Annotated in this window: 21 protein-coding genes and 1 pseudogene; 3 read left to right on the top strand and 19 right to left on the bottom strand. The window is 41.9% G+C overall.

The window, feature by feature from the left end; translation table 11 throughout:
- Window positions 1-109: 109 nt before the first annotated feature.
- Window positions 110-1,738, bottom strand: a complete 1,629-nt coding sequence (locus ABVF55_RS03845; RefSeq protein WP_151378663.1) for a putative polysaccharide biosynthesis protein — start codon at window positions 1,736-1,738, stop codon at window positions 110-112.
- Window positions 1,739-1,825: 87 nt separating this feature from the next.
- Here ABVF55_RS03845 and ABVF55_RS03840 point away from each other — a divergent pair, with 87 nt between their 5' ends.
- Window positions 1,826-3,271, top strand: a complete 1,446-nt coding sequence (locus ABVF55_RS03840; protein WP_445285556.1) for a UDP-N-acetylmuramoyl-L-alanyl-D-glutamate--L-lysine ligase — start codon at window positions 1,826-1,828, stop codon at window positions 3,269-3,271.
- 315 nt (window positions 3,272-3,586) lie between these two features.
- On the opposite strand, the gene ABVF55_RS03835 is transcribed toward ABVF55_RS03840, so the two are convergent.
- The 8 genes and pseudogenes from ABVF55_RS03835 to ABVF55_RS03800 all read right to left on the bottom strand — a co-directional run.
- Complete coding sequence (locus ABVF55_RS03835) at window positions 3,587-4,237, bottom strand: DUF1803 domain-containing protein (protein ID WP_320909808.1); 651 nt, start codon at window positions 4,235-4,237, stop codon at window positions 3,587-3,589.
- A gap of 190 nt (window positions 4,238-4,427) precedes the next feature.
- The gene (locus ABVF55_RS03830; protein ID WP_320909807.1) at window positions 4,428-5,006 is read right to left on the bottom strand and encodes a TetR/AcrR family transcriptional regulator; all 579 of its coding nucleotides are present in this window, start codon (window positions 5,004-5,006) and stop codon (window positions 4,428-4,430) included.
- Entirely contained in the window at window positions 5,006-5,707 is a 702-nt protein-coding gene (locus ABVF55_RS03825; RefSeq protein WP_320909806.1) for an MBL fold metallo-hydrolase, read from the bottom strand. Before ABVF55_RS03825 ends, ABVF55_RS03830 begins: the two co-directional genes overlap by 1 nt.
- Window positions 5,708-6,085: 378 nt before the next feature.
- The gene (locus tag ABVF55_RS03820; protein ID WP_320909805.1) at window positions 6,086-6,598 is read right to left on the bottom strand and encodes a YiiX/YebB-like N1pC/P60 family cysteine hydrolase; all 513 of its coding nucleotides are present in this window, start codon (window positions 6,596-6,598) and stop codon (window positions 6,086-6,088) included.
- Window positions 6,599-6,660: 62 nt separating this feature from the next.
- On the bottom strand, window positions 6,661-7,596 hold the full coding sequence (locus ABVF55_RS03815; protein WP_003005572.1) for a manganese-dependent inorganic pyrophosphatase: 936 nt from the start codon (window positions 7,594-7,596) through the stop codon (window positions 6,661-6,663).
- Window positions 7,597-7,720: 124 nt separating this feature from the next.
- Window positions 7,721-8,515, bottom strand: a complete 795-nt coding sequence (pflA, locus tag ABVF55_RS03810; RefSeq protein WP_003005017.1) for a pyruvate formate-lyase-activating protein — start codon at window positions 8,513-8,515, stop codon at window positions 7,721-7,723.
- Window positions 8,516-8,728: 213 nt separating this feature from the next.
- On the bottom strand, window positions 8,729-11,038 hold the full coding sequence (locus ABVF55_RS03805) for an endonuclease/exonuclease/phosphatase family protein (protein WP_445285555.1): 2,310 nt from the start codon (window positions 11,036-11,038) through the stop codon (window positions 8,729-8,731).
- A gap of 129 nt (window positions 11,039-11,167) precedes the next feature.
- A pseudogene (locus tag ABVF55_RS03800) lies at window positions 11,168-11,932 on the bottom strand (alpha-amylase family glycosyl hydrolase); the annotation flags it as partial.
- Here ABVF55_RS03800 and treR point away from each other — a divergent pair.
- Entirely contained in the window at window positions 11,840-12,484 is a 645-nt protein-coding gene (gene treR, locus ABVF55_RS03795) for a trehalose operon repressor (RefSeq protein WP_445285554.1), read from the top strand. The pseudogene ABVF55_RS03800 and the gene treR overlap by 93 nt on opposite strands.
- A gap of 179 nt (window positions 12,485-12,663) precedes the next feature.
- Here treR and ABVF55_RS03790 read toward each other — a convergent pair whose 3' ends face one another.
- The 6 genes from ABVF55_RS03790 to ABVF55_RS03765 all read right to left on the bottom strand — a co-directional run bounded on the left by ABVF55_RS03790 (window position 12,664) and on the right by ABVF55_RS03765 (window position 20,389).
- Window positions 12,664-13,467 (bottom strand): ABC transporter ATP-binding protein, encoded by an 804-nt coding sequence (locus ABVF55_RS03790; RefSeq protein ID WP_003005034.1) that lies wholly within the window; start codon window positions 13,465-13,467, stop codon window positions 12,664-12,666.
- 9 nt (window positions 13,468-13,476) lie between these two features.
- On the bottom strand, window positions 13,477-14,370 hold the full coding sequence (locus ABVF55_RS03785; protein WP_155126668.1) for an ABC transporter permease: 894 nt from the start codon (window positions 14,368-14,370) through the stop codon (window positions 13,477-13,479).
- 10 nt (window positions 14,371-14,380) lie between these two features.
- Window positions 14,381-15,358: an ABC transporter substrate-binding protein gene (locus ABVF55_RS03780; RefSeq protein WP_151190831.1), complete on the bottom strand. Its 978-nt coding sequence runs from the start codon at window positions 15,356-15,358 to the stop codon at window positions 14,381-14,383.
- Window positions 15,359-15,764: 406 nt separating this feature from the next.
- Complete coding sequence (locus ABVF55_RS03775) at window positions 15,765-17,114, bottom strand: hemolysin family protein (protein WP_445285553.1); 1,350 nt, start codon at window positions 17,112-17,114, stop codon at window positions 15,765-15,767.
- Window positions 17,115-17,643: 529 nt separating this feature from the next.
- Window positions 17,644-19,125, bottom strand: coding sequence for a M protein trans-acting positive regulator PRD domain-containing protein (locus ABVF55_RS03770; RefSeq protein ID WP_371608557.1), 1,482 nt, complete (start codon window positions 19,123-19,125; stop codon window positions 17,644-17,646).
- Window positions 19,126-19,261: 136 nt separating this feature from the next.
- Window positions 19,262-20,389: an AI-2E family transporter gene (locus ABVF55_RS03765; RefSeq protein WP_003008322.1), complete on the bottom strand. Its 1,128-nt coding sequence runs from the start codon at window positions 20,387-20,389 to the stop codon at window positions 19,262-19,264.
- A gap of 74 nt (window positions 20,390-20,463) precedes the next feature.
- On the opposite strand from ABVF55_RS03765, the gene ABVF55_RS03760 reads away from it, so the two are divergent.
- A complete protein-coding gene (locus ABVF55_RS03760; protein WP_024054785.1) occupies window positions 20,464-21,255 on the top strand; it encodes an ABC transporter ATP-binding protein in 792 nt (263 codons plus the stop codon).
- A 210-nt stretch (window positions 21,256-21,465) separates the two neighbouring features.
- Here the strand turns inward: ABVF55_RS03760 and ABVF55_RS03755 are convergent, their stop codons facing one another.
- From ABVF55_RS03755 to ABVF55_RS03740, 4 genes are read right to left on the bottom strand one after another with little or no spacing between them, the layout of a single operon-like run.
- Entirely contained in the window at window positions 21,466-23,520 is a 2,055-nt protein-coding gene (locus ABVF55_RS03755; RefSeq protein WP_445285552.1) for a cation:proton antiporter, read from the bottom strand.
- 12 nt (window positions 23,521-23,532) lie between these two features.
- The gene (locus ABVF55_RS03750) at window positions 23,533-23,787 is read right to left on the bottom strand and encodes a hypothetical protein (protein ID WP_023918874.1); all 255 of its coding nucleotides are present in this window, start codon (window positions 23,785-23,787) and stop codon (window positions 23,533-23,535) included.
- Complete coding sequence (locus ABVF55_RS03745) at window positions 23,780-24,337, bottom strand: tRNA (mnm(5)s(2)U34)-methyltransferase (RefSeq protein ID WP_003013293.1); 558 nt, start codon at window positions 24,335-24,337, stop codon at window positions 23,780-23,782. The genes ABVF55_RS03750 and ABVF55_RS03745 overlap by 8 nt, the downstream gene beginning before the upstream one ends.
- Window positions 24,321-25,280, bottom strand: coding sequence for a TIGR01212 family radical SAM protein (locus ABVF55_RS03740; protein WP_151378672.1), 960 nt, complete (start codon window positions 25,278-25,280; stop codon window positions 24,321-24,323). The genes ABVF55_RS03745 and ABVF55_RS03740 overlap by 17 nt, the downstream gene beginning before the upstream one ends.
- Window positions 25,281-25,313 lie beyond the last annotated feature (33 nt).

The following is a 25,313-nucleotide window of genomic DNA, read 5'->3' as shown; positions in this document are numbered from 1 at the left end:
AGTCTTGGAACTTCAAGGAAGTTCGCTGACGTCCGTACTCACTTAAGGAAAGTTTTTAAGATAACTTTGTCCTCAATCAGAGACTGGACATAAATGTCCAACCTCTGATTTATTTGATGCGGAATTTTTGTCTGAGACGTGCAGCTTGACCTCCGATAAAGCGGTCAAAATACCGTAGCCATAATCCTAAGGCTCCATAGATAACAACTCCTAATCCGCCAATGACGATGATATAAATCATGCTCGATACACGGCCATTTGGTGGGAAAATCCAGCCCAAAATCAAGCCTGCGATCAAGACTCCAAGTAGCATCACCACAGTCAGGATAGAACCAAGTAAGGTCCGCTTGAAGATGATGGTTCGATTAAACTGAGTAATGGTTTGGATCTCCCGATACATGAGAACGATTGGGACCATTAACGCAATAGTCGTTGACAAAAGCGGCCCATAAGAACGAAAGACCAAAATAAATGGAATTTGTAGGACCAATTTCACCACTACACCATAAAGGAAGTAGCGAATGGCCTTGCGATTTTGAAAGAGGGCTTGAATCATTGGCGATAAGACCGTGTAAAGACCGAGAATTACGGTCTGCAACATCGCTACGATGAAGAGTCCTAAGGCCAAGCCATCTGGTTGCCCATAGAAAACCGTATAAAGTGGTTTTGCGACTGCTACTGCACCAAAGGTGGCTGGAAGCAAGAAAGCTAGCAACATGGTCAAGTTATCCTGTACGAGCTTCCCAGCTGCTTTTAGGTCCCCCTTCACATAATTCTCTGTCAACAGAGGAATCCCAACTCCCCCAATCGAAGTCGCTACCGCAATCAAGATCATGGTGATTTTGTTTGGATTAGCAGAGAAATAACTAAACATGACCAAGAGCTGCTTTTGACTATAATCTGTGAACCAAGACATGACATTGATAAAGGTCATCTGGTCAACAATTTGGAAGAGCTGAATGGCGGAACCAGTGATAATAAAAGGAATGGCCTCACGAATCGTATCAATCAAGAGAGCCCGAGTGTCAATCCCTTCACTTCCCTCTTGCTTTCTAAAAATAGAAGAGAGCAAGCCTGTCTTTGCAAGGTAATAAAAGAGCACCAACAGGCTCGCTCCCATACCAATAAAAGCAGCAAAGGTCGACTGCGTAACAGCTTGCACATAATCACCTGAGCCAATCTTCATAATGAAGAAGGTCGTGAGCAACATCCAGATGACCCGGATCACTTGTTCTGCAATCTGGCTTATAGCGTAAGGCTTCATGTTGTTAAAACCTTGGAAAAATCCCCGAATGACACTCATCGAAGGAAAGATCAAGACAGCCCAAGAAAGGCTCTGCATGATCGGAATCAACTCTTTTCCCCCACCTGAAAGACTCGCAAAGACAGGAGACAAAAGATACATGAGAATGGCAAATCCAAGGCCTAGAATTCCCATAAATTTCAAGAAGCCCCGAATCAAAGCAAAGCTATGATCCGCTTGGTCCCGGGTATTGTATTTGGCTACTTGCTTAGCAACAGCTACGGGTACTCCGGCTGTCGAAATCAAGAGAAACCAAGCATAGATATTGTAGCCCATTGTAAAAAGACCATTGGCTTGTGGCCCATATTTTCCCATCCAAATATACCAAGGAATAATATAAGCGGCTCCTAGCAAACGGCTGATAAAGTTGCTGGCTGTCATCCAGGCAGTCCCGCGAAGCATCTGGGCTTGCTGGTCATTTTGTTCGTGACTCATTGGTGTCCTCTTTCGTTTCTTCTTCTCTTCATTATAAACTTTTCCATGACACTTGTAAAATAGGGACTTTAGGTTTACAATAGTTTTATGATTACAATTGAACAAACCCTCAACATTTTAAAACAAGACCAAAATTTCCGAGAAGTTCTAGTAAATGGTGAATACTACTACCATCTAGAAGGAACAAGTTTTGATGCTATTAGCTATGATAGCCGGAAGATTTCTGCTAGCACCCTCTTTTTTGTTAAAGGGGCGAGTTTCAAAAAAGAATACCTGGAACAGGCTATTTCTAATGGACTCGGCTTTTATGTCTCTGAAAAAGATTATGAAGTTGGCATTCCTGCCATTCTCGTCAATGATATCAAGCAGGCCATGAGCTTAATTGCTATGGAGTTTTATGGGCACCCTGAGAAACAATTAAAACTATTGGCCTTCACAGGGACTAAGGGAAAGACAACAGCGGCCTATTTTGCTTACCATATTTTGGAACAAAGTCACCGACCAGCTATGCTGTCGACTATGAATACGACGCTGGATGGTAAAAACTTCTTTAAATCGACCCTGACAACGCCAGAGAGCTTGGATCTTTTTGCCATGATGGCTGAGGCAGTAGCCAATGATCGGACCCACTTGATTATGGAAGTTTCCAGTCAAGCTTATCTGGTGAAGCGGGTTTACGGTCTGACCTTTGACGTCGGTGTTTTTCTCAACATCAGTCCAGACCATATTGGACCGATTGAACACCCAACTTTTGAGGATTATTTCTACCACAAACGTCTCCTCATGAAGAACAGCCAAGCCGTAGTCATCAATAGCGATATGGATCATTTCCAAGTTTTAGCGGATCAAGTCGCGAACCAAGACCATGATTTTTATGGAAGCCAGTCTGAGAATCAAATTGAAAACTCCAAAGCTTTCAGCTTCTCAGCCACTGGTAAATTAGCTGGAAACTATGATATCCAACTGATTGGACATTTCAACCAAGAAAATGCTGTAGCAGCAGGTCTTGCCTGTCTTCGTCTAGGCGCGAGCCTCAAGGATATCCAAAAAGGGATTGCTAAGACGCGCGTTCCTGGCCGAATGGAAGTCTTGACTCAGAAAAACGGCGCTAAGGTTTTCATCGACTATGCCCATAATGGAGATAGCTTGAAAAAACTGCTTTCAGTTGTCGAAACCCATCAAACAGGGACCATTTCACTGGTCCTTGGATCAACTGGGAATAAAGGAGAGAGTCGCCGCAAGGACTTTGGCTTACTCTTAGAAGACCATCCTGAGATCCAAGTCTTCCTCACAGCGGATGATCCCAACTATGAAGATCCTTTGGCTATCGCTGAAGAGATTAGCAGCTTCATCACGCGCCCTGTCGAGAAAATCGCAGATCGCGAACAAGCTATTCAACTGGCCATGGCAACAACCAGCAAGCCTGAAGATGCCGTCATTATCGCCGGAAAAGGAGCGGACTGCTACCAAATCGTCAATGGCGTAAAAGAAGAATATCCAGGTGATGCCGCCATCGCTGAACGTTACCTATAATCAAACGAAAGAAGGCTAGGAAAATTCCTAGCCTTAAAATGTAGATAACTTATTTTAAAGTAAAAAAAGTTAAACAATACTACAAAAAAATGAGTTCTATTTTTTAAATCGATTTAAGAAAATACCGAAACTTTCCGCTGTGAGAAAAGTGCCTGAAACAATAACGTTTCAGGCACTCGGAATTATTGAGACCTTAGGCTCAATAATTAGTCATGGAACTTCAAAGAAGTTCGCTGACGTCCGTACTCACTTAAGGAAAGTTTTTAAGATGACTTTGTCTTCAATCCGAGGCTAGGAAGTTTTCCTAGCCTCTTTCTATTGTTTGATAAACATCAGTCTTTCCTTGTCCAAGTCCACTGCTAATTCATATTTGCCTTCATCATTTTTGCGGATATAGCCTAAGATTTCTAAACTGTCGACAAAGATGTCCTTGCGCTTTTGCTGGACTACTTCTTTTTTGAGGAACTTGAGCAAAAAGCTGGTCATATACTTAAGAGCATACTCGAGATTGACATCTCCCAAGATGGCATAGAGCTTTTCTTGATCCTCTGTCAATGGATATTGGTGAGCAACCTTGTAGAAGTAATTGGAAAGGGTCTGTGCATCTCGCGCAAAGTCCGTCTCCTCCACCAAAATCGCTTCATTGGTAGTATTGCGGAGTTCCGTTTGGAAAACTTTGTTTTTTAGTTCCTGATAAAATTCACTGTCCTCTCGGACAAAGACCTCTTGATCCAATTCAACAAGATCAGCTGACTCCAAGAAGGGCAAATTGAGAGTGTAGCGTTTATTTTCTCGAAGGATGAAGCCCGCTTTGATATACTCCTCCATCAGCTTATCCACTGGTTGATCCGGAAATTGGGCCTTAATTTGCCGCAGGATCACATCGTCGTGCTGGTCCAAATAATTGATCAAGTCCTTGAAAAATGGCTGACGTGTCAAACGTGTGGGATTAATGATTGTAATCATAAATAGGTCTCGTTTACTGTTTTATCGGTTCGTTCTTATTGTAACATAAAAATTAGTTTAAGCGAAATCAATACCAAAGGACAAAATCTTCAATTTATGGATAGGCAGGCAAGAGGGGAAAATAAGGCAATAAAAGAACTTAGTCTTTTCAATCCAAGTTTACTGTAGAAGCCCCATAAGTTATTCCAACTCATTTCATTCCTATTATTTTAAAAGAAATAAAATCAGTCAGTAGTTGCTTAATGCGTTCTGGACATTCTTCATTGTCCCTACTGTAGATACTTACTAAGCCATGTAAAAAAATAAAGATTCCACTACGAATATTTAGCGCTTCTGCATCAGATAAGTTTTTCGGTAAAAAGACATCAATAGCTTCTTCCAATAAACGATAACTTTTCATTCTCAATTGCATCAACGGTTGCGAACAATCGCCTGAATCTTCATGCTCTCCACGGTAAAAAATCAATAATTCATAAAAATTACGTTCTCTAAACCCAAAATCCACGTATGTTTGACAGATTTGAAGCAGACGTTCCTTATCATTCTGCTTGGAATGACTGATTTCTAAGCAAGTATGATAGAGGTGAGTTAACGGTTTTTCCGCTACTGCATATAATATATCCTCTTTCTTTTTAAAATACTGATAAATAGCTGTATGTGAACATCCTGCAGCTTGAGCAATCTGCCTGATTCCTACTTTTTGCTGAGATTCTGTCCGGTAAAGTTCCTCGGCTGCCTTGATAATTCTAGACCTTGTATTCTTTGCCATTACAAACTCCCTTTAAACCCATCCGATGCCTCAAAATCTCGTACGGCATCTTTTACCTCACTGCCATGACAAACACTAACAAGGGCCTGCGAATAATCCTTGAGAATTCTTTCACCACTAGCTAAAGCTTGTCTCATATCTGCTGTATATCCTTTCATTGGTGGACGCAACTTCCCACTTCTCGTAGCTGTGAAAAGATCTCCAGCGATTAAAACTTGATCCTCTTCATGGTAATAAACAACATGACCAGGGGAATGCCCAGGAGAAAATAGGGGTTTTAGTCCTGCACTACTTATCAAGTCTTGACCTTCTTGACTTTCAACAGTTATAAAAGTAGCCGGATCAAAAATCACTTTTTCCGTCTCTTTTCTATTAGGAAAAGGTTCTTTGCCTGAAATATAGGGGAATTCCTTCTCACTGATTAAAGTCGGGATGTTCCCAAAGTGCTGTCTAAGATAGAGCAAACCTTTGATATGATCTGGATGTCCATGGGTCAGAAAAATTGCTTCAATTTTTTGTGGGAGTAAAAACTGGGCAGCGTACTTCTCCATTCCTCGCATTCCCGTATCAATCACATAAAAGCGACCAGATGATTCAACTAGCCATATGCTGACAACAAAAACACCCAATTCGAACTCAAACTTTCTTATATGTGGACTGATTTGTTTTGTACGTGTTAATAAACGATACAAGAAAGACATATTTACTTCCTCCTTTGAATTCCGGCAAAAACTAACCAGTGGTTAGTTTTTTGTGAAGTATATCATATTTTATCTGTCTAAACAAGAAACATCCAGAGGATAGTAGAAAAAATACAACTTTTTCAAGTTGTATTCGAACGTAAAATATGTTTTTAAAGTAAAAAATGATATATCGAGACTTTCCGCTGTGAGAAAAGTCCTTGAAACAATTAGGTTTCAAGGACTCGGTATTTTTGAGACCTTAGGCTCAAAACTAAGTCATGGAACTTCCAAGAAGTTCGCTGACGTCCGCACTCATCAAAGGAAAGGATTGAAAAATTATTTTTCTTTAGTTTGATGTAACTCTTATAAACTGTATCAAAGATTCAGATTGTTGTTTCATGAATCCAAATCATCCAAATACCTTTCTTTAAACTGTAGCTGTGGTGACTGGGCTAACTGACTCGGGTTGGTTCCAGGTTGATCCAAAGGAACCGCTAGACCGAGCCCTCTGTAGTAATCTTCCCAAAACGGACTAATCTCCTCTTCCTCATCTCCAAACTTCATGGGAATGGTCTCAAAAATAGGAAGTAGTTCTGAGATGAACTGGGAACAGTAATAACCATCTCCATCCGGATAAAAGGAAGCATTGTAGGGAGCCCCTAAAAGACTCTCTGCTCGCTTTTTGACCTCTGGACAATCAATCTCCGCACAGCGATAAAAGTCATATACTTTCTCAGCTTCAAAGAAATCTTCAGGGGACTGGGCAAGGACGCCACCTTCTACAGTGGCATGATAAATGAATCCGTCCAAAAAGATAGCTACATGGCTATAGTTGCCAGTAGAGGCCTGAATGGCCTGCCCCATTTCTGTGTCTTCTCTAACAAAGATTAAATCACCATTTTCTAGCACGATCTCCTCCTAGCAAAAAAGGAGTCGAAACTCCTTTTAACGATGGGTTTCCCCATTTATCATTAAGCATTAAAGCTTTCAGTCAATTGAGGAACCACTTGTTTCTTACGTGAAACGGCACCTGGAAGGAAAGCGTGGTTGTTTTCAAGTTTGAAGTTGAAAGCTGCTTCTACCTTGTCCATGTTGGCACCAAGAGCCAAGATTTCTGAGTTTGAGTTGACGATATCTGTAATCATCAAAACAAAGTCAGAGTATCCGTTAGCTGCATTGGCAGCTTGGATAGCTGCTTCGATTTCAGCTTGGCGTTCCAAAACTTCCGCAATATCAACTGTGTTCACTTGAGCCACACGAACGTTGTTTCCGTTCAATTCAAAAGTCTTGGCATCGATATCGATCAATTCTTCTGCTGATTTGCTTGCCAAGTTAGTACCAGCCTTGAGCATGGCAAGACCGTATTCTTCTAAGTTGACACCAGCCAATTCAGCCAATTCAGGCGCAATCACCTTATCAGATGGGTGTGTTGTTGGAGATTTCAAAAGAAGGGTATCTGAAATCAAACCTGAAAGCATCAAACCTGCCAATTCTTTTGGCACTGCTACACCGTGTTCTTTGAACATACGGTACACGATAGAAGATGCTGATCCAACTGGTTCCAAACGCATGTAAAGTGGGCTGGCAGTTTCGAAGTTAGCCACACGGTGGTGATCCACTACACCATAAACTTCTACTTCAGCAATATCTGAAACAGATTGTTGGAATTCATTGTGGTCCGTCAAGATGACTTGTTCTGCACCTTCTGCTTTAGCTGATGTGATGACGCGTGGTGCTTCCACACCAAAATAGTCCAATACGAAAGCTGTTTCTTCATTTGGAGTTCCAAGAGCCACTGCTTCTGTATCCAAACCATAAGCTTCTTTTGCAAGATAAGCAAAAGCTACAGATGAGCCGATAGCATCTGAGTCAGGATTTTGGTGACCAAAAACGAGAATTTTTGACATGTTTCTACCTCTTTATTTCATTTATAGATTCACTCTATTTTAGCACGTTTTGCCATTTAAAGAAAGGGAATAGTTGTGCATTTCAATAGAAAAGACAGCTGGAAGGCCCAACTGTCTATACTTTTTATCCTTTGACCCGTTTCAGGTAATCTTGGTAACTTTCTGTTTCCATCAAATCTTTTGCATTTTGGACCCGTTCTTTTGTCGGTGGTTTCACACCCTCCAATTTGTACGGAATTCCCAATTCACGCCATTTGAATTCCCCCATAGTATGGTATGGAAGGATCTCAAATTTATCAACATTTTTAAGGGTTTTAACAAATTTTCCAAGCTCGATCAAGTCGTCATCTCGGTCTGTAAGCCCAGGTACCAAAACGTGACGAATCCAGACTGGTTTTCCAATATCAGATAAGTACTTGGCACAAGCTAAAATCGTTTTATTGGTATGGCTGGTCACAATTTTGTGCCGTTCATCATTGATTTCCTTGATATCCAGAAGTACCAAGTCAGTCACTGCCATCAAGCGGTCAAATTTTTCCAAATAACGAGGCGTATTGCGGAAAGGAAGAGCACAGGTATCCAAAGTACAATGAATGCCCAACTCTTGAGCCTTGGTAAAAAGTGCAATCAAAAAGTCAATCTGCAAGAGGGCTTCTCCACCACTAACAGTGATTCCCCCTTTTTCGCCCCAAAATCCACGATAACGGAGGGCTTCTTCTAAGACATCATCCACCGTCCGCTCACGGGACTTGTTGGTTTCCATTGCCCAAGTATCTGGATTGTGGCAGTATTGACACCGCATTTGACACCCTTGAAGGAAGACAATAAAGCGGATCCCAGGCCCGTCTACTGCACCAAAACTTTCTGTTGAGTGTACCATTCCTGTTACTTTTCCATAGTCAACTGTTTCATTTTCCATTGAGGAACCTCTTCTCTTGAAAACGTTTTATGGTTTTATTATAACACGATTCCATCTATTTTAAAGAGTTTAAGCTTCTTTTTGAAAAGAAACTGTTCTTTTCAGTAGTTTTCATTGTCCTAGTACAGTTTCCAATATGGGACTATCTGTCCTGTATTTTAGGAGAAAAAAAGGAGCCAGCGACTCCTTTTTTAGATCTTTCTTTTGAAAACGTTAGTAAGTCTTTTTCTTCTTATACCAGACAAGACTCATCGTAGCTATTGCCACTCCAAAAAGAGCTAGATAGCTTGTTTCTTGTCCAGTTGATGGAAGGATTTTCCGCTTGCCTGGTGTCTTGGTTTCTGTTGTTGCCTCTTCCTTGTCGTCTTGCTTCTCATCTTCGTTCTTGCCCTTCTCTTTGCTTTCAGATGTTGAACTCTTTTGTTCATTAGCTTGGGCCTGATGAGGGACTAGTTGAGATCCTGTATTCGATGAGGAAGGGCTGTTTTGATCCGTTGCTTGGACTGTATTTCCTTGTTGATCATCCGTCGGCGTTCCTGGAGTTTGTGCTCCACTAAAGTCGATTTGGACCAAGACAGGATCATGGTCTGATGCACGACCGTGTTCCTTCATAAAGGAAGCATTGATATGGACTGGTTCAAACCTTGCTTTAGCTGCCATGTTGTTTGAGATAAAAATGTTATCCAAAACCTGATTGCTTCCACGGTAGAAATAAGAATAGCGATCGCCTGCATCATGTTGGGCCATTAAGTTTGTTAGTTCGTTGCCAGCAAGGATCTGCGCCGTGGTTGAGAAATCGTAGTCATTAAAATCACCCGTCAAAACAAAGGTGGTCTTCGGATTTTGCTTCAAGCCTTCTTGAACGAATTGATGGATGACACTAGCTTGTGCTTCACGAGTTGGCAAGGTATGTTCCACTGCTGGTTGGCTTGCCCCATAAATAGCATCATCTCCGATTTTTGATTTCAAGTGATTGGCAATCACCACAACTGGTTGACCTTTGAATTCAAATTCAACAGCTAAGGACTTGCGAGTATGATCAAACGATGGGTCATTAGGGGCAATCCGAGCTGGATTTTTAACCAGGTGTCCCTTGTCAAATTGCGCTGCCTCGTTGCTAGTTGCTGCCTCTTTTTTGGCTAAGGTTACGCGTTCTGGATTGTAGAGGATTCCCAAACGAATATTGGAACCAGGCTTTCCTCCGTCAGCGCCATCTACTGGAGCAACCTCCGTATACTCATAGCTCTTGCCACCCAATTCCTTGATCCGATTGGCTAGTTTGCGTCCACTTTCAACACCACTGGTCGTTCCGTCATCCACACTACCATTATTGTCCTGCACTTCGATCAAAGTAATGATGTCTGGATTGTGAATTTCATGGATAAAGGAATTGGCAATCAGCGTCACCTTATCCTCTGGGGTTTCATTTTTGGCATTGTTGGCCGAGAAATTTTCAATATTGTAGGAAGCGATGGTCAGCTTGTCCTCACTTGGTTGGGTTTGAGCTGCTTGACGCTGCAAACCACCATCTTGGACTGTCAACTGTTGAGTAGGTTCTAACTTATAAAAGCTATTCCGATACGTTACCACTCCTGTTACGTCTTCTGTAAAGTAATCCTTGGCTTTTGCGACAAATTGATTCCCAACATAAATCGGGATCGTCGCTGTATTTTGCGCATGTGGCCGTAGATTCAGACCTCCAATATTGTTTAAAGGAAGGCCAGTAAAATCTTCTCCCAAGACATAGATATCTCCTTTGTACTGGGGACCAAGGACATGCGGTTTCTTCACCACCGTGAGCATTCCTTCCAGGCTTTCCCAATAATCGAGAGCATCAGTTTCTGGAGCATAAGCAGTCGGATTAGGCTTCACATCTGCTGGCATGCCCTCAGTGATATTCACAGCTTCTGGAAGAGGGGCTGTCCCATCTTTTGTGATCCAAGCATCGACCAGCATGGTCACCGTTAAACTATTCGTTGGTTCCTTAAAGGTTTTCCCAGCTCCCAAGGTAACCTCTTCCATATAGCCTTCCTTGACGGTACCAGTGATTTTCACCTTGTCACCGACCTTGACCTTGTATTTAGAAACTACATAAATCCCATCAGAGGTCCGACTATTGCCATCCGATTCAATATCTTGGGCATAAAAACCATAGCGGTCTGTTTTCGTCACCACTGCATTTTTGATAGCTACCTTTTGGCCTTCCAGTGGAGAGCGTTGTGATTCCCCTTGAATGTCCCCGATCTTAACCGTTTTCTCCTCAGTATCGTCTGAGGAACTGCTAGATGTCTCTTCTTTATCACTCGAAGCTCTCGTCGTAGCTTCTGTAGTTGTTGTTGTAGCAGAAGTCGAACTATTTGTCGAGCTTTCCTCGCTGCTAGTGTTCGTCACAAGCGCTGGCTCTGAAGTCGAAGCTGTGGTCTCGTCTGCAACTACAGTGAGGGCACTGCTAAAGACCCCCAACTGACTAGCCAATAAGGTGGCTACTCCCAGTAGGCGAATCTTTTTACCGTTTTTTCTCATGCGTTTCTCCATCCCTAAAAAGTTTTCCTCTTTTATTATAAGGGAATGACTTTGCATTTTCAAGCGCTTTCAAAAATATTTTTCAAAAAGAAAAACACTTCGACCCAAAAGGATCGAAGTGTGAAATACTTAAACTAAAATCGCCAGTGTCTGATATGGTTTCAGAATTATCTTTTCAGCAAGCTCTACATTCTCATAGTTGGACAAGAGCACGCGCCCTGCTTGGTAGTCTTTTGGAATCGCTACTTCGACTTCACTTCCATAGAAATGATTGAGTACCAAGAGCTTTTGACCATCTAAGTGGCGTTCAAAGGCATAGACTTCTTGACTATCTTCCAGTGCTGGCTGATAGCTGCCTTCTGAAATGATGGGCATTTCTTTACGCAAGCTAATCAATTCTTTATAGAAGGTAAAGATTGGTCCATCCATTTCCTTTTCAACATTGATGTCTTTATAGGACTTCCCAACTTTCAACCATGGTGTGCCTGTTGAAAAACCGGCATTTAGAGAAGCATCCCATTGCATGGGCGTACGAGAATTATCACGTGATTTGGCTTGAATAATCTTAAAGGCTTGCTCAGGTGACTTACCTTGATCCAAGAGCATCTGGTAAGCATTGATAGACTCAACATCCACATAATCTGCCATCGAATCATAGTCTGGATCAATCATGCCGATCTCTTCACCCATGTAGATATACGGAGTTCCACGTGACAAGTGAATGCTAGCGGCCAGCATGGTCGCTCCTTCATTACGGAAGTTCTGGATATCCACAAAGCGATTCAAAGCACGAGGTTGGTCATGGTTATTCCAGAAGAGGGCACTCCAACCACCTCGTTCACTCATTTCCTTGCCCCAAGTATGATAGAGACGTTTGAGCTCTTGCAGGAAGAAGGCTTTATCGAGACTGTTCAAGGGATGGGGTCGCAAATTTGTAGGCAAGCACACTTTGACTTCCCCGTTTCCCAATTAACCAGCTATCAAGAAATCGTCAAAGCTTCTGGTCTTCGCTCAGAAACCAATGTCATTCGTTTGGAACAAATCAGTATCGATGAAAAAGGAGCTAAAAAGACAGGTTTCCCTCTTCACCGTTTGGTTTGGAAAGTAACCCGGCAACGGGTGGTGGATGGTGTCGCTTCTGTCTTAGATATTGATTACCTAGACAGAGAGCTGATCCCTGGCCTGACCAAGGAAATTGCCCAGCACTCTATCTACCAATATATAGAAGAAGACTTGAAATTGCAGATTGGCTATGCCAAAAAAGAAATCTTGATTTCACCAATCGATAATCGTGACAAAATCTTACTGGATCTTGGAAAAGACAAACACGTGGTAACTGTCCGTTCCCAAGTTCACCTAGCAGACGGACGCCAATTCCAATTCACCGAAAGTCGACACAAATTAGACAAGTTTCATTTTGTCGACTATGCAGAGCGGAGGAAATAAAGGAGGCTGGGACAAAAGTCCTAGCCTCTCAATTGTTTTTGGAGTGTCGAGCAAGACGCAGTGGTTGAGTGGGCTCTCTACGCTGATTTCATCAGCTTTTACAGCCCTACTCAACTGTGCGGAGGTGGGACGACGAAATCGAATTCTAACGAATTACCGATTTCTGTCCCACTCTCATTTTATCCTAATACTAATTCATCACTAACCAGGGTTTCACCACTGTTTTGTTGGAAGAGGCGCATCAAATCTTCAACCGTTAGGTTTTTCTTTTCTTCTCCTTTGACGTCGACAACGATCTTGCCTTGGTAGAGCATGATCAAGCGGTTGCCGTATTCAATTGCATGGTTCATATCATGCGTAATCATCAAGGTTGTCAAATCATGGCTTTCCACGATCTTTTGTGTCAATTCCATGACCATTTCACTAGTCTTAGGATCGAGCGCTGCTGTATGTTCATCCAGAAGCAAGAGTTTGGGTTTGACCAAGGCTGCCATGACCAAGGTCAAAGCTTGACGTTGCCCACCAGACAAATATTGGGTATCGACTTTGAGGCGGTTCTCTAAACCAATATTTAATTCCTTCAAGGCTTCACGGAATAATTCGCGATCTTTCTCCCGAACTCCCCAGCTCAAACCACGAGATTTCCCCCGACGTTGGGCAATGGCCATATTTTCTTCAATGGTCAAACGGGAAGCTGTCCCCATTTTAGGATCTTGGAAGACACGCGCAATATCTTTCGCACGCTTACGAACACTCGTATTTTTGATGGAGTTACCTTCTAGCAAGATATCCCCTTCATCCACGACTAGGTTTCCTGCCAAGATGTTCATCAAGGTTGATTTCCCAGCTCCATTTCCACCGATAACCGAAATGAAGTCTCCTTCTTCTACTTGGAGATCCAAGCCTTTTAAGACATGGTTTTCATTGACTGTTCCTGCTTCAAATGTCTTATGAATGCCTTCAATTGATAATAATGTTGCCATACTTTTCTCCTACTTATTTCCTAACTTCAATCCACGAACACGAAGACGTTTTTGCGCCTCAGGAGCGAACAAGACAATCGCGAGCAAGATCGCATTGAAGAGACGAACCATATTTTGATCGAGATTTGGGATCTCGTAAATATTTAAGATAATCAGACGGTAAACAATAGCTCCAACCCCGATGGAAAGCAAGCGCCAACCAATGGTCAATTCGTGGATCAAAACTTCAGCGATAATCACCGCACTCAAGCCAACAACGATCGTCCCTGTACCAGAAGTCACATCTGAGAAACCATCATTTTGTGCAAACATGGCTCCACAAAGGGCAATCAAGCCATTGGAAATCATGTAGCCCAACATCTTCATGTTATCTACATTGACCCCATTTGCCTCACTCATTGGAATGTTATCACCAGTCGAGCGCAAAACCAAGCCAAGTTGTGTCTTCATTAAGAGGGTCAATAAGATACAGACGATGATCAAGCACGAAATACTAATCAAAAAGACAGCTTCTTCATTGGACAAGCCCAATTTCATGACACTTTTGAAAATGGTACTGGCATCGCCAATAGAGAGGTTGGGTACTCCCCCCATGATTTTAATATTGATAGAGTAGAGACCGGTCAAAGTGACAATCCCTGTCAAGAGGGCTGGAATTTTCATTTTTGTATGGAGAATCCCAGAAACCAATCCTGCGATCATTCCTGCTAGGAAGCCCATCAAAGTTGCAAGCCAAGGGTTTCTTCCTGCTTGAATTTGGGAGGCTACAACTGCTGCCCCAAGTGGAAAGGCTCCCTCTGCCGTCATGTCGGCAATATCTAAAATTCGAAATGTTAAGTAAACACCGATCGCCATGATCGACCACAATAAACCTTCTGATAAACTTGATAAAACGAAATTCATCTCAAACCTCCTATTTTTCTACCTTCAACGAGCTAATATCAATTCCAAGCTCTTTCGCCATCTCTTTATTGGTATGCAATTCTAATTTTTCAGGTGTTTCAACTGCGACTTTCCCTGGTTTCTCACCCTTCATGATGCGAATAGCCATCCGAGCAGCTTGTCTTCCCAATTCCTCATAATCGGTACCGAAGTTGTACAAGCCACCAGTAGCTACCATTTCAGCAGATCCACCAAAAACGGGCACCTTATGGCTGATAGATACCTGTTTAACAGTGTCCATTGTAGAAGAGATAATATTGTCTGTCGGAACAAAGACGATATCTGCTTCTGACATGATACTGTCTGCTGCAGCTTTCACATTGTTACTATCGAGGATGGTTTTTTCAACCACTTGATAGCCTTTAGCTTCTAGGATCTTCTTCGCATTGTCTTTTTGGACAACTGAGTTAGGCTCACTTTGCGTATAGAGGATCCCAACTGTTTTCGCCGTTGGAAGTACTTGCTTAATCATGTCTACCTGTGTAGAGATCGCATCGTCTGACTGGTCACTTGTCCCTGTGATATTGCCACCAGGTTCCTTCAAGTTTTTCACCAGTTTCGCTGCCAATGGGTCGGTCACAGCTGAGAAGACAACCGGCGTTGTTTTCGTCGTATTGGCCAAACTTTGAGCTGACGGTGTTGCAATCGCAAAGACTAGATCACTTTCTTCCGCCAATTGTTTGGAAATGTTTTTCAGATTTCGTTGCTCCCCTTGAGCATTTTGGAAATCAATCTGGATATTTTTCCCATCCACATAGCCCTCTTTCTTCAACTCATCGATAAAGCCTTTACGTGTTGCATCGAGCGACTTATGGGTGATGTACTGGGAAATCCCAATCCGAAAGACATTGTCTTTTTTAGCATCCTTCAGATGGTGTAAGGTCACCAATGAGGTTAACAGAAGTCCTACAACCAGGACAGGTGCTAGTAATTTCTTCACTACTTTCATTTTTTGACTCCTTTTCTGCAAATAAACAAAAAATCCGCTTAGATCATTCTCTAAACGGATGCTTGAAATTCTCCAACAAGTTACAAAACCTCGGTCCATTTAGATACTAGCTCTATGGACCATCATCAAAAATCTTAGCCACATAGATACAAACAAATTGCTTGGGTTGTTTGCATCCATGAGATCATGTCTACAAACACTATCTAAAGTAGCTAAAGTAAAATTTTTGAGTTGAAATGGCTTGTTGCTTCATGTTTATTTTCTGCTTTCTTTATTTATGGGTAATATCTTACCTTAATTTTTTTTGGCTGTCAAGACTATTTCAGAAATTTTTGAAATTTTTTGAAAATTCAACTAGCCCTGACAAGAAAAAAACAGAGGCTGGAACACGTCCGGCCTCTATTTTCTAATCTTCTTTTGATTTGGTTTCTTCATCTTCCTCGACGATTTCAGAAATTTCAACTTTCACCTTCGTCACACGACCATTTTTTACTTTGTCATTTGTCAAAATGAGGTGTTTCTTTTGACTATCGACTTCACAGCTGAGTCGCTCTTTCAAGGTTGGAATTCGCCCAACTTCTGTCAGATAATACCCTGCAATGGTATCCACATCATCACTTTGCAACTCAACATCAAAATATTCGTTAAAGTCATTTAGTGACATGGCTCCTTGTACGACATAGGTATTGTCCGCAATTTCAAAGACATTAATTTCTGCTTTGTCCGTCTCATCGTCAATTTCACCGACGATTTCTTCCAAGAGGTCTTCTAGCGTCACCAAGCCAGACATCCCACCGTATTCATCGAGCAGGATGGCCATTTGCTTTTGCGTATTACGCAGTTCCTTTAAAAGGTCATCGACGAAAATTGTTTCCGGAACAAACAAAGGTTCTTGTAAAATCTTTCTTAGGACGATATTGTCAAATCCATTAACAAATCCCTCATTCAACAAACGTTTGGTATGGATAAGCCCGATGACATTGTCCTTGTCATCATCATAGACAGGAATCCGTGAAAAGTTTTGCTTAAGGATACTTTCAATGATTTCTTTAGTATCATCATTGATATCAACCATGAAGGCATCTGTCCGTGGCACCATGACTTCACGCGCTACCATTTCATCTAATGAAAAGACCCCTTGAAGCATCTCAATCTCGTCCGCATCTAGTGTTGCCTCACTATTGGTCAGCATATACGCGATTTCATCCCGCGTCATCTTTTCATCCGGATCATCGAATTCCATTGGCGTGATACGGCTCAAAAGGTTGGTCGATGCTGAAAGCAACCAAACAAAGGGGCTGACAATTTTTCCTAATAGAATCACAATCGGAGCTGTTCGAACAGCCAACTCATCTTTCAAGTTCATAGCGATTCGTTTCGGATAGAGTTCGCCAAACACGATCGAAATATAAGTCAAAAATGCTAGAGATAAAAAGCTTCCAGTTGCAAGAGCCGTTTTAGTATTGCCCATACATCCAGCAATGACATGTCCAAGGCTATCCGCAAGACTCGCCCCAGATAAGATGGTAATCAAGGTGATCCCCACCTGAATAGTGGATAAGAAATGGTTCGGTTGCTCCAATACGCTAAGAAGACGAATGTATTTTTTATCTCCTTCTTCAGCCTTTTGCTCTACACGAGAGCGATTCAACGATACCATTGACATTTCAGTCGCCGAGAAAAAGGCATTCAACAATGTCAAAACAATCAATAAAATAAATTCCAGTAAAATTTCCTGACTGCCAGGGTCTTCCATGGATAATTTCCTCCAGTATATAATATTGTATATTATACCACAAAATAGGAGAGCCTGCATTCTTCTATAAAATTTTCTTTTTTTACCATCAAAAAATCAGGAACAAGTCCTGATTTTAGAATGTAAACATATTGTTTTTTCACATAAAATAATCTAAGTGACGCTGAAAACTTAAAACAAAATATATAATCGTTTCATTCAAACCTACACTGAAACTTACCGCTGTGAGAAAAGTGCTAGAAACACGATTGTTTCTAGCACTCGGGAGTTTTGGGAGTAAAACAGTTTGGGAAACTGTTTTAGCCTGAGCCTAAAAAATTAAAAAGCGAAGGGGTCCAAAACGAATTGAACACGGGCTACGGATCGTGTCAAAAAGATAAGTTTTCCTAGAATCTAAAGATTCTGCGTCAAACTTCCTATTTTGACTTTATCCGCGAACGCCCTTTGTATCTTAATTAGTCATGGAACTTCGTAGAAGTTCGCTGACGTCCGTACTCACCTAAGGAAAGTTTCTAAGAAGACTTTGTCTTTAGTGTTCTGCACTGGTAAAATCATAAAAGAAGGCATTGAGTTTTTCAACCAGCTCAAGCGATGAGAGACTACTTGTACAAATAAATGGTTTTTTCTTTAATTCAGGCATCATAAAGTTGGCTACCACCACATCTGCATCCGAAGCTTCGATATCATCCACTGTTAGATTGTACTTGATCATCTGCGTAAATTCAAAGTTATCCGTACAGTAGAAATCTAGAAAATCGATCATGGATTTGGCATGGTGATCGTCAAAACGACTGATAATCAAGACCTTAATAGACTTCCGACGGCGCAATAACTGCGGTAATAGACGTTCCCAGTGAGTGTAGACCGTGTAGATCATGTGCTTGATGATCTCATCATTTAGATCATGCTTCATGGTCTTCATATAAGTGATGATATGCTCCTTCAAATCATCATAGAAGGCTGGGAAGATGCTCATGAAATCTTCGTTGGTATTGGTCTTGGTATCAAATAAGAGAAACTCAGAGAATAATTCCTTCCGATCGAGATGAGACGTGTTATGGACATGCATCAACATCTCATCAAGATTTTCAATGTCTAAATCATAGGTATAGCATAGATCCTTGAACATATCTCTGATGAGCGTCGTTGATTCTTTGGCATAAGGATCTGTTTCTGCAGCTTCTATCAAGCTTTCTGGACTGAAATAGAAATTTTCTTGAATGAAGATGATGAAGAACTGCTCCAGCACTTTTTCATTCAACTCGACACCCAACTGCAAGCTAAAGTAGCGCAACATCTCCTCGACATTGGTCACTCCTTGATACTGATCCTTATACACATCATAGTTCGTTGGCATGTCGATGAAGTAACCTTGCTTAATCCGTGACAAGTAGACTGTCAAGAGAACTTTATAAGACCTGAGTACAGAGAAGGTCAATGGATAGCCATAGAGCTTGAAGAAGAAGGTGATCAAATCGGTCACAGCCTCTTCCTTAAATTCTGGGAAAGGCCATTCCATATAGTAATAACGCTCTGCAAAATACTGGGCATAGAAGAAACGAACGTCAATCTCATCTCCGACAAGGTTCAAGGGTTTCAAATCAATCTTTACATTGTATTTGGTTTGAAGCTTCTGATTAATCGTCCGAATCAAGCGGTAGAAAGACTGGTAACTCAGGTCAAACTTTCTGCAAATATATTCATTGGAAACATCCTTGTTGAAGAAAAGATATTCAATCAAGGCGAAGGCTTGTGATTCTTTAAAAAAGTGATGATAGATCACTTCTAGTCCAACCGAATCCTCATAACTGATCTTGATCCCATTGGTGGACGATTCAATTAAAAAGTCATCAAATGTACTACGAAGATTAGACAAATCTTCTTTTAACGAACGTTCTGTACAATCCAAACGCTTGGCCAACTCTTTCAAGTGGAACCATCTTTTTTCCTTAATCAAGATTTCCAATAATTGCAATTGGCGTCTCTGTTTTTTCGATAAGAGCAGTCTCATCTTTTCCTACCTTTTCATATTTTCTTTCAAAATCACTTATATTTTAACACATTTCATAGCACTTGTTGACTTTTTTCCAGCATTTTTTCAAAAAACTGTACAAAAAAGACTCCAAGGCCCATATAGGCGCTAGAGTCTATGATTTATTAATGATACCAAATTCTTCTTTTTTCTTCTGCTCCTTAGCAGCACGGTGGTTATCATAAAGATTCACCAAGAATTTTACAATTTCTTTTCCAATCGAATAAACTGGAATCGCAACGACCATCCCGATAATGCCGTAGATATTACTTGAGAGCAATAAGAGAACCATAATGGTAATCGGGTGAACCTTCATCACGCCTCCAACGATACGCGGATAAAGAATATTCCCATCAATCTGCTGGATAATCAACATGTAAATGACTGCTTTGATCATCATATCCATATCTGTGAAGGCATAGGTGATGATCATCGGAATCAACCCGATGGTTGGTCCTACATATGGAATGAGATTGGCCAATCCAGAAAAAATGGCAAAGACCAAAGCGTACTTCAATCCAATAAAACTATAGCCAATGTAGGCTAGGGTTCCAATGATAAAGGCATCGATCGAAATCCCACTAATATAGCGAGAGACCGTTTCATTCAAACTAATCAAGAGGCTTGAAATGTGGAGTTTGTCATTGCGTAAAATGGTCCGCTCCAACATCGGTAATAACTTCTTCCCATCGACCAAGAAATAAACCAAGAAGACGGGGGTCATGATCAAAATAAAGACCGTATTGACAATGGTGTTAACCACACTTCCTAAACTGTTGGTCACACTATTCAAGAGATTTTGTAGGATATCCATATAAGAGAGATTCAACTGCTGAATCGTCGACTGGATATTCACATTCTGGAACAAAGGATTGGTCGAGAGTTTTCGAACCAAACTTTGAACTTCCCAGTAAAGTCCTTGAGTCGAATTGATCAAGCTGGTTAACTGATTGATCAAGATAGGGAGCAGATAAAAGATCCCTAAGCCAATGATCCCAAACAAGAGGACTAAGGTGATCAAAATTCCAAACACACGCTTGATTTTTAAATGTTTTTCCAACAATTCAACAATCGGATTGGTAATGTAATATAAAAAACCTGCAATTAAAAATGGTAAGAGGATGGTATTCAGAACAGATACAAATGGAGAAATTAAAGTCCCCATTGATTTCCAAATATAGAAAATCACCGTCAATAATAAGATCTCACATGTCCAGAATAACAATTTACTATTTCGAAACATTCCTTACCTCCTGTTTTCTATTCTACCATATTTTATGATAGAATAAAGGAGATTTTAATCAAAAGGATGAAGTTATGAATAATTTGATTGAACTACAAGACGTCAATTTGATCCGCAATGGAAAAGCCCTTTTAAAAGAGATTAATTGGCAAGTGAAAGAAAATGAATGTTGGGCCATTTTAGGCCTCAATGGGGCAGGAAAATCGACCCTCCTCAAACTTCTCATGTCTGAATACTGGGCTAGTTCTGGCCAGGTAACGGTCCTTGGAACCCGCTTTGGAGAAGGGGGTATTCCTGAGTTACGTAAGCGTATTGGGATCGTTAGCTCCTTTATTTCAGAAAGACTGCCAGAACATCTTTTGACAGAACAAATTGTCCTAACTGGTCAATACAAGAGTAGTATCTTATATGCTGCTTACGGGGAGGAAGAACTAAACTGGGCACGGGATATGCTAACTTCAATTGGAGCTAGCTCTTTGATCGGTCGCAAATACCGGGAGCTCTCCCAGGGAGAAAAGCAGACCGTTCTCATTGCACGAAGCCTCATGGACCAGCCAGATCTGATCATTTTTGACGAAGCTTCTAGTGGATTGGATCTCTTTGCCAGAGAAAAGCTCCTCCGTCAGATCCATCATATCAAACAACTGGATCACGCACCTACCATGATCTACGTCACCCACCATGCCGAGGAAATTACAACAGACATGACCCATGTCCTCTTACTCAAACATGGCCAAGTGGTCGAGCAAGGACCAAAGGAAAAGATCCTAACTCCCCATGTCCTAAGCCAATTTTATGAAGCACCAGTATCCCTTATTGATCTTGGTGACGAGCGACTCTTTGTCAAACCAGAAATCGCACACTGAAAAGAAAGTAAATAAAGCAAAAGAGAGTGGGACAGAAATCGGTAATTCGTTAGAATTCGATTTCGTCGTCCCACCTCCGCACAGTTGAGTAGGGCTGTAAAAGCTGATGAAATCAGCGTAGTAGAGCCCACTCAACCACTGCGTCTTGCTCGACAATACAAAAATAATTGAGAGGCTAGGACTTTTGTCCCAGCCTCTTTTACTCTTATCTCAACGATTCCGTGCATACTCGATCAAATCGTATGGAAGCGTATTGGCACTTTCTCTTAGGGAGTAGCTTTCTAATTCATTGACATTTTGTCGCATACGTCGCGCTTGCTTGGCAGTAATCAGGTGTTGCGCTTCATATTCAAAAATAATCTTACGCTCCAAATAATAGCCTCTCAACATTTCATCGATATTATTTGGTTTCACGCGATTAATAACCCGCTCCACAAAGGCCCCACTGGTAATAATAGCTGTCTCTCTCAGACGAGATTCTTGTAGGAAAGAAATCAAACTGCTCCGATAAACCCCCTTGAGGTCTTCCAAACTTTCGATGATGATTTCCGTATTGGCCAGATAAAGGGCCGCAATCTGGTCATAATCAATGGCCTCTAACTTGCTGTCTTCTCGGGTCCACCAGTTTCGCAAGCCAGACCCAAAAGTTAAGATCTCATGGACTAATAAACGCAAAAGGCGGAAAGACACCAAGAGGTAATAGGTTAAGCGAGACGAAAGATTGCGATTGACACGTTGCTCCATATTGCGAAGATAACGTTGGTAGACGCGGTAGCCCCGCTCTCGAATCTTCCCTTCTTCATAGGCTTGTTCCAAGCCGTCACTTTCAATACTCAAAATCAGGAGCTTCAACTGTTCCCAGTCCTTTTGAATGAGCTTGTTTTCTTGGCCTAGAATCAAGTTTTCTATACGCCCATGGTAGTTATCAATCGCCGCATACAAGGGACCCTTGTGCTTGCTATTCTTTAGGTCTGCTTCTAATTCCATGACGACATCATTTAAAATCGCGATCTGCATCAGGTAGTCATTGGTTTCTTCCTTTTCTTCTGATAATTTTAGAAGTACCACTAAGCCAGCAATAAAGCTGACAAGGGTAACTCCTGCCACTAAAAAGAGTAGGATAGGGTATTCTTTTTCGATCTTGGTTGGAATCAAAAGAATCGTCGCAATCGAAACCGTTCCCTTCACACCCGAAAAGGTCAGCAATAAGGCATCTTTTAGATAATTTCTCAACGATTTTTTTAGTCGAACCGTTCGGAACCAATAAAAGAGGTAAACCATGACAAAACGAATCAAAAAGAGCAAGGCTGTCAACACAAAGACCGAAAGAACTAAAAGAAGATTATTGTAAATGGGACTACTTAAGATGGGCTTGGCGATCATTTCCAATTCCATTCCTAAGATAACAAAGACCGACCCATTTAAGATAAAGTTAACCGTATTCCAGACAGTGTGACTCACAGTATCCACCCGCGCTTCAAGGAGGGTAATGTGCTTAAAGCGACTGGCTTTTAGGATCCCTGACACAACTACTGCAATGATCCCAGAGACATGAAGTTCTTCTGCTAAGAAGAAGGTCAACAAAGGGAGGCTCAGTTCTAATAACAATTCACTGGCAATATCACTAGCGCGAACACTCAAGAGCAAGGTTTGCAGCCACCGGTTCACAAAGGCCGTCAAGATCCCCACTGCAAATCCTCCAATAATGGAGATTCCTAAGGAAATCCCTGCCTCTCCAAGAGAGAAACTTCCGGTCGCAAGGGCTGCCAAGGCCACTCGAAAGGCGACTAGACCAGAGGCATCATTTAGTAATCCTTCGCCTTTTAAGATATTCGAAACCCGCTTTGGAAAGCTAAAGCGCTCAGACAGGGAGGCAAAGGCTACTAAGTCTGTAGGCCCAAGGGCTGCCCCCACGGCCATACAGGCTGCTAATGGAAGCCTCAGCCACAAAGAGTGAGCTGCCCAGCCCAAACTAATGGTTGAGATAAAAATCACTGGAAAAATCAAATAGAGGATGACCCGCCAGTGCTTTAAAACAGAAGTAATATCTGCTTCTTCTGCTTCTCGAAATAAGAGAGGGCCAATGACCAAGGCCAGAAAGAGCTCGGTATCCAGATGAAAATTTTCTTCTGGCACAAAGAGAGCCCAGCCAATCCCTAGTAAAATTTGAATCAAGGGTAGAGGAAGACTCGGCACAAGTTTATTCGTGGCATTTGAGACGATCAAAATCATCGAAAAGATCACTGCATAAAGGAGTAGTTCCATATCACTCCCTCCCTAGCGTTCTTGGCAGCAGGTCTCAAATTGCTGTTTTAACTCCGCAATCTTTTGGTCTGTCTTGGTTACATCCTTGTGCTCAATCTTCTTTTGGCACCGTTCCATCTCAAGCGAAACCAATTTCTTTTTTATTTTGAGCATCTTTTTGGTCATATGGGCTTCATCATAAAAACCTATTGCACGCTCGTGGATGGTTGATTCGACAAAATGATGTCTTAATCCTTCGATTTTATTCTTTAAATATTCTTTATCCATGACGGTAGCTTTCTAATTTTTCGATCATGACCAAAAACGGTGGCTGATTCACTTGATTCAGTGTCCGGTAGATGGTCGCTGTATAGTCTTTTTGAGGAAGCTGACTGACAAAATCCAGCACTGCATCACGCTCGATGTCTCCTCCCTCATGACCATAATAGATCATAATAGCCATTCGCCCACCTTTTTCTAGGCGAGCACAGATTTTTTCCATCGCTTCAATCGTGGTAGCTGGAAGAGTAATGACCGATTTATCTGCAGATGGTAGATAACCCAGATTAAAAATAGCTGCTTTGAGGGTCTCCACATATTGGTCCACATGCTGGTGGCCATCCAAAATCAACCGGACATGTTGAAGTCCCAACTTTTCCAATCTTTCTTGGGTATTTACAAGGGCCTGCTCTTGAATATCAAAGGCATAGACCTGGCCTGCTAGTTGGGCTAAAAAGGCCGTATCATGTCCATTTCCCATGGTCGCATCCACCACCACATCTTCTTTGGTGATGACTTCTGCTAAAAACTGATGGGCCATTTCAAGTGGTCGAAGCATCGGCAGTCTCCTTTTCTTCTAGCTTACATCCTTGGGTACTTCCACGGCGACGCATTTCAGTTTCAATGGCGTTTAGGACTTCCCATTTGTTGAGGCTCCACATAGGGCCAATCAACATATCCCGTGGCGCGTCCCCTGTAATCCGGTGGATGACAATGTGTTTGGGGATGATCTCCAACTGGTCACAGATGACCTTGACATACTCCTCCTGGCTCATAAGTTGAAGTCGTCCTTCATGATAGTCCCGTTGCATCCGTGTATTGGTCATCAAATGCAAGAGGTGCAACTTGATGCCATCAATTTCATTATCGGTCACACAACGGCGAACATTTTCCACCATCATCTCATGGGTCTCCCCAGGAAGGCCATTGATCAAATGGGAGACGATCTCTGCCTTGGGCACCTGTTGGCGAATCCGCTTGACTGTTTCAACATAGAGGTCATAACTATGGGCCCGATTGATCAATTCAGAAGTCGCTTCATAAGTCGTCTGAAGGCCCAACTCAATCGTCACATGCATGCGCTCTGTCAGCTCTGCTAGGTAGGCCAAGGTCTCATCTGGTAAACAATCCGGACGCGTACCAATGTTGATTCCTACCACTCCTGGTTCATTGATGGCCTGTTCATACCGCTCTCGAATGACTTCCACTTTATCGTGGGTATTGGTGAAATTTTGAAAATAGACCAGATACTTCTTCACATCTGGCCATTTCCGATGCATAAAATCAATCTCTTTGTAAAACTGTTCTCGGATTGGAGCTTCTGGAGCCACAATGGCATCTCCTGAACCCGAGACCGTACAAAAAGTACAGCCACCGTGGGCGACTGTTCCGTCTCGATTAGGACAATCAAAGCCTGCATCAATTGGGACTTTAAAGGTCTTTTCTCCAAATAAGGTTCGATAATAATCATTCAAGGTATTGTAGGATTTCATACCCTTCATTATAGCAAAAAAAGAGTCGAACTCAAAACGCGA

Source organism: Streptococcus sp. KHUD_012 (genome assembly GCF_052588255.1).
The sequence above is the reverse complement of the archived record's forward strand: the minus strand, read 5'-3'. Positions and strand labels throughout refer to the sequence as shown.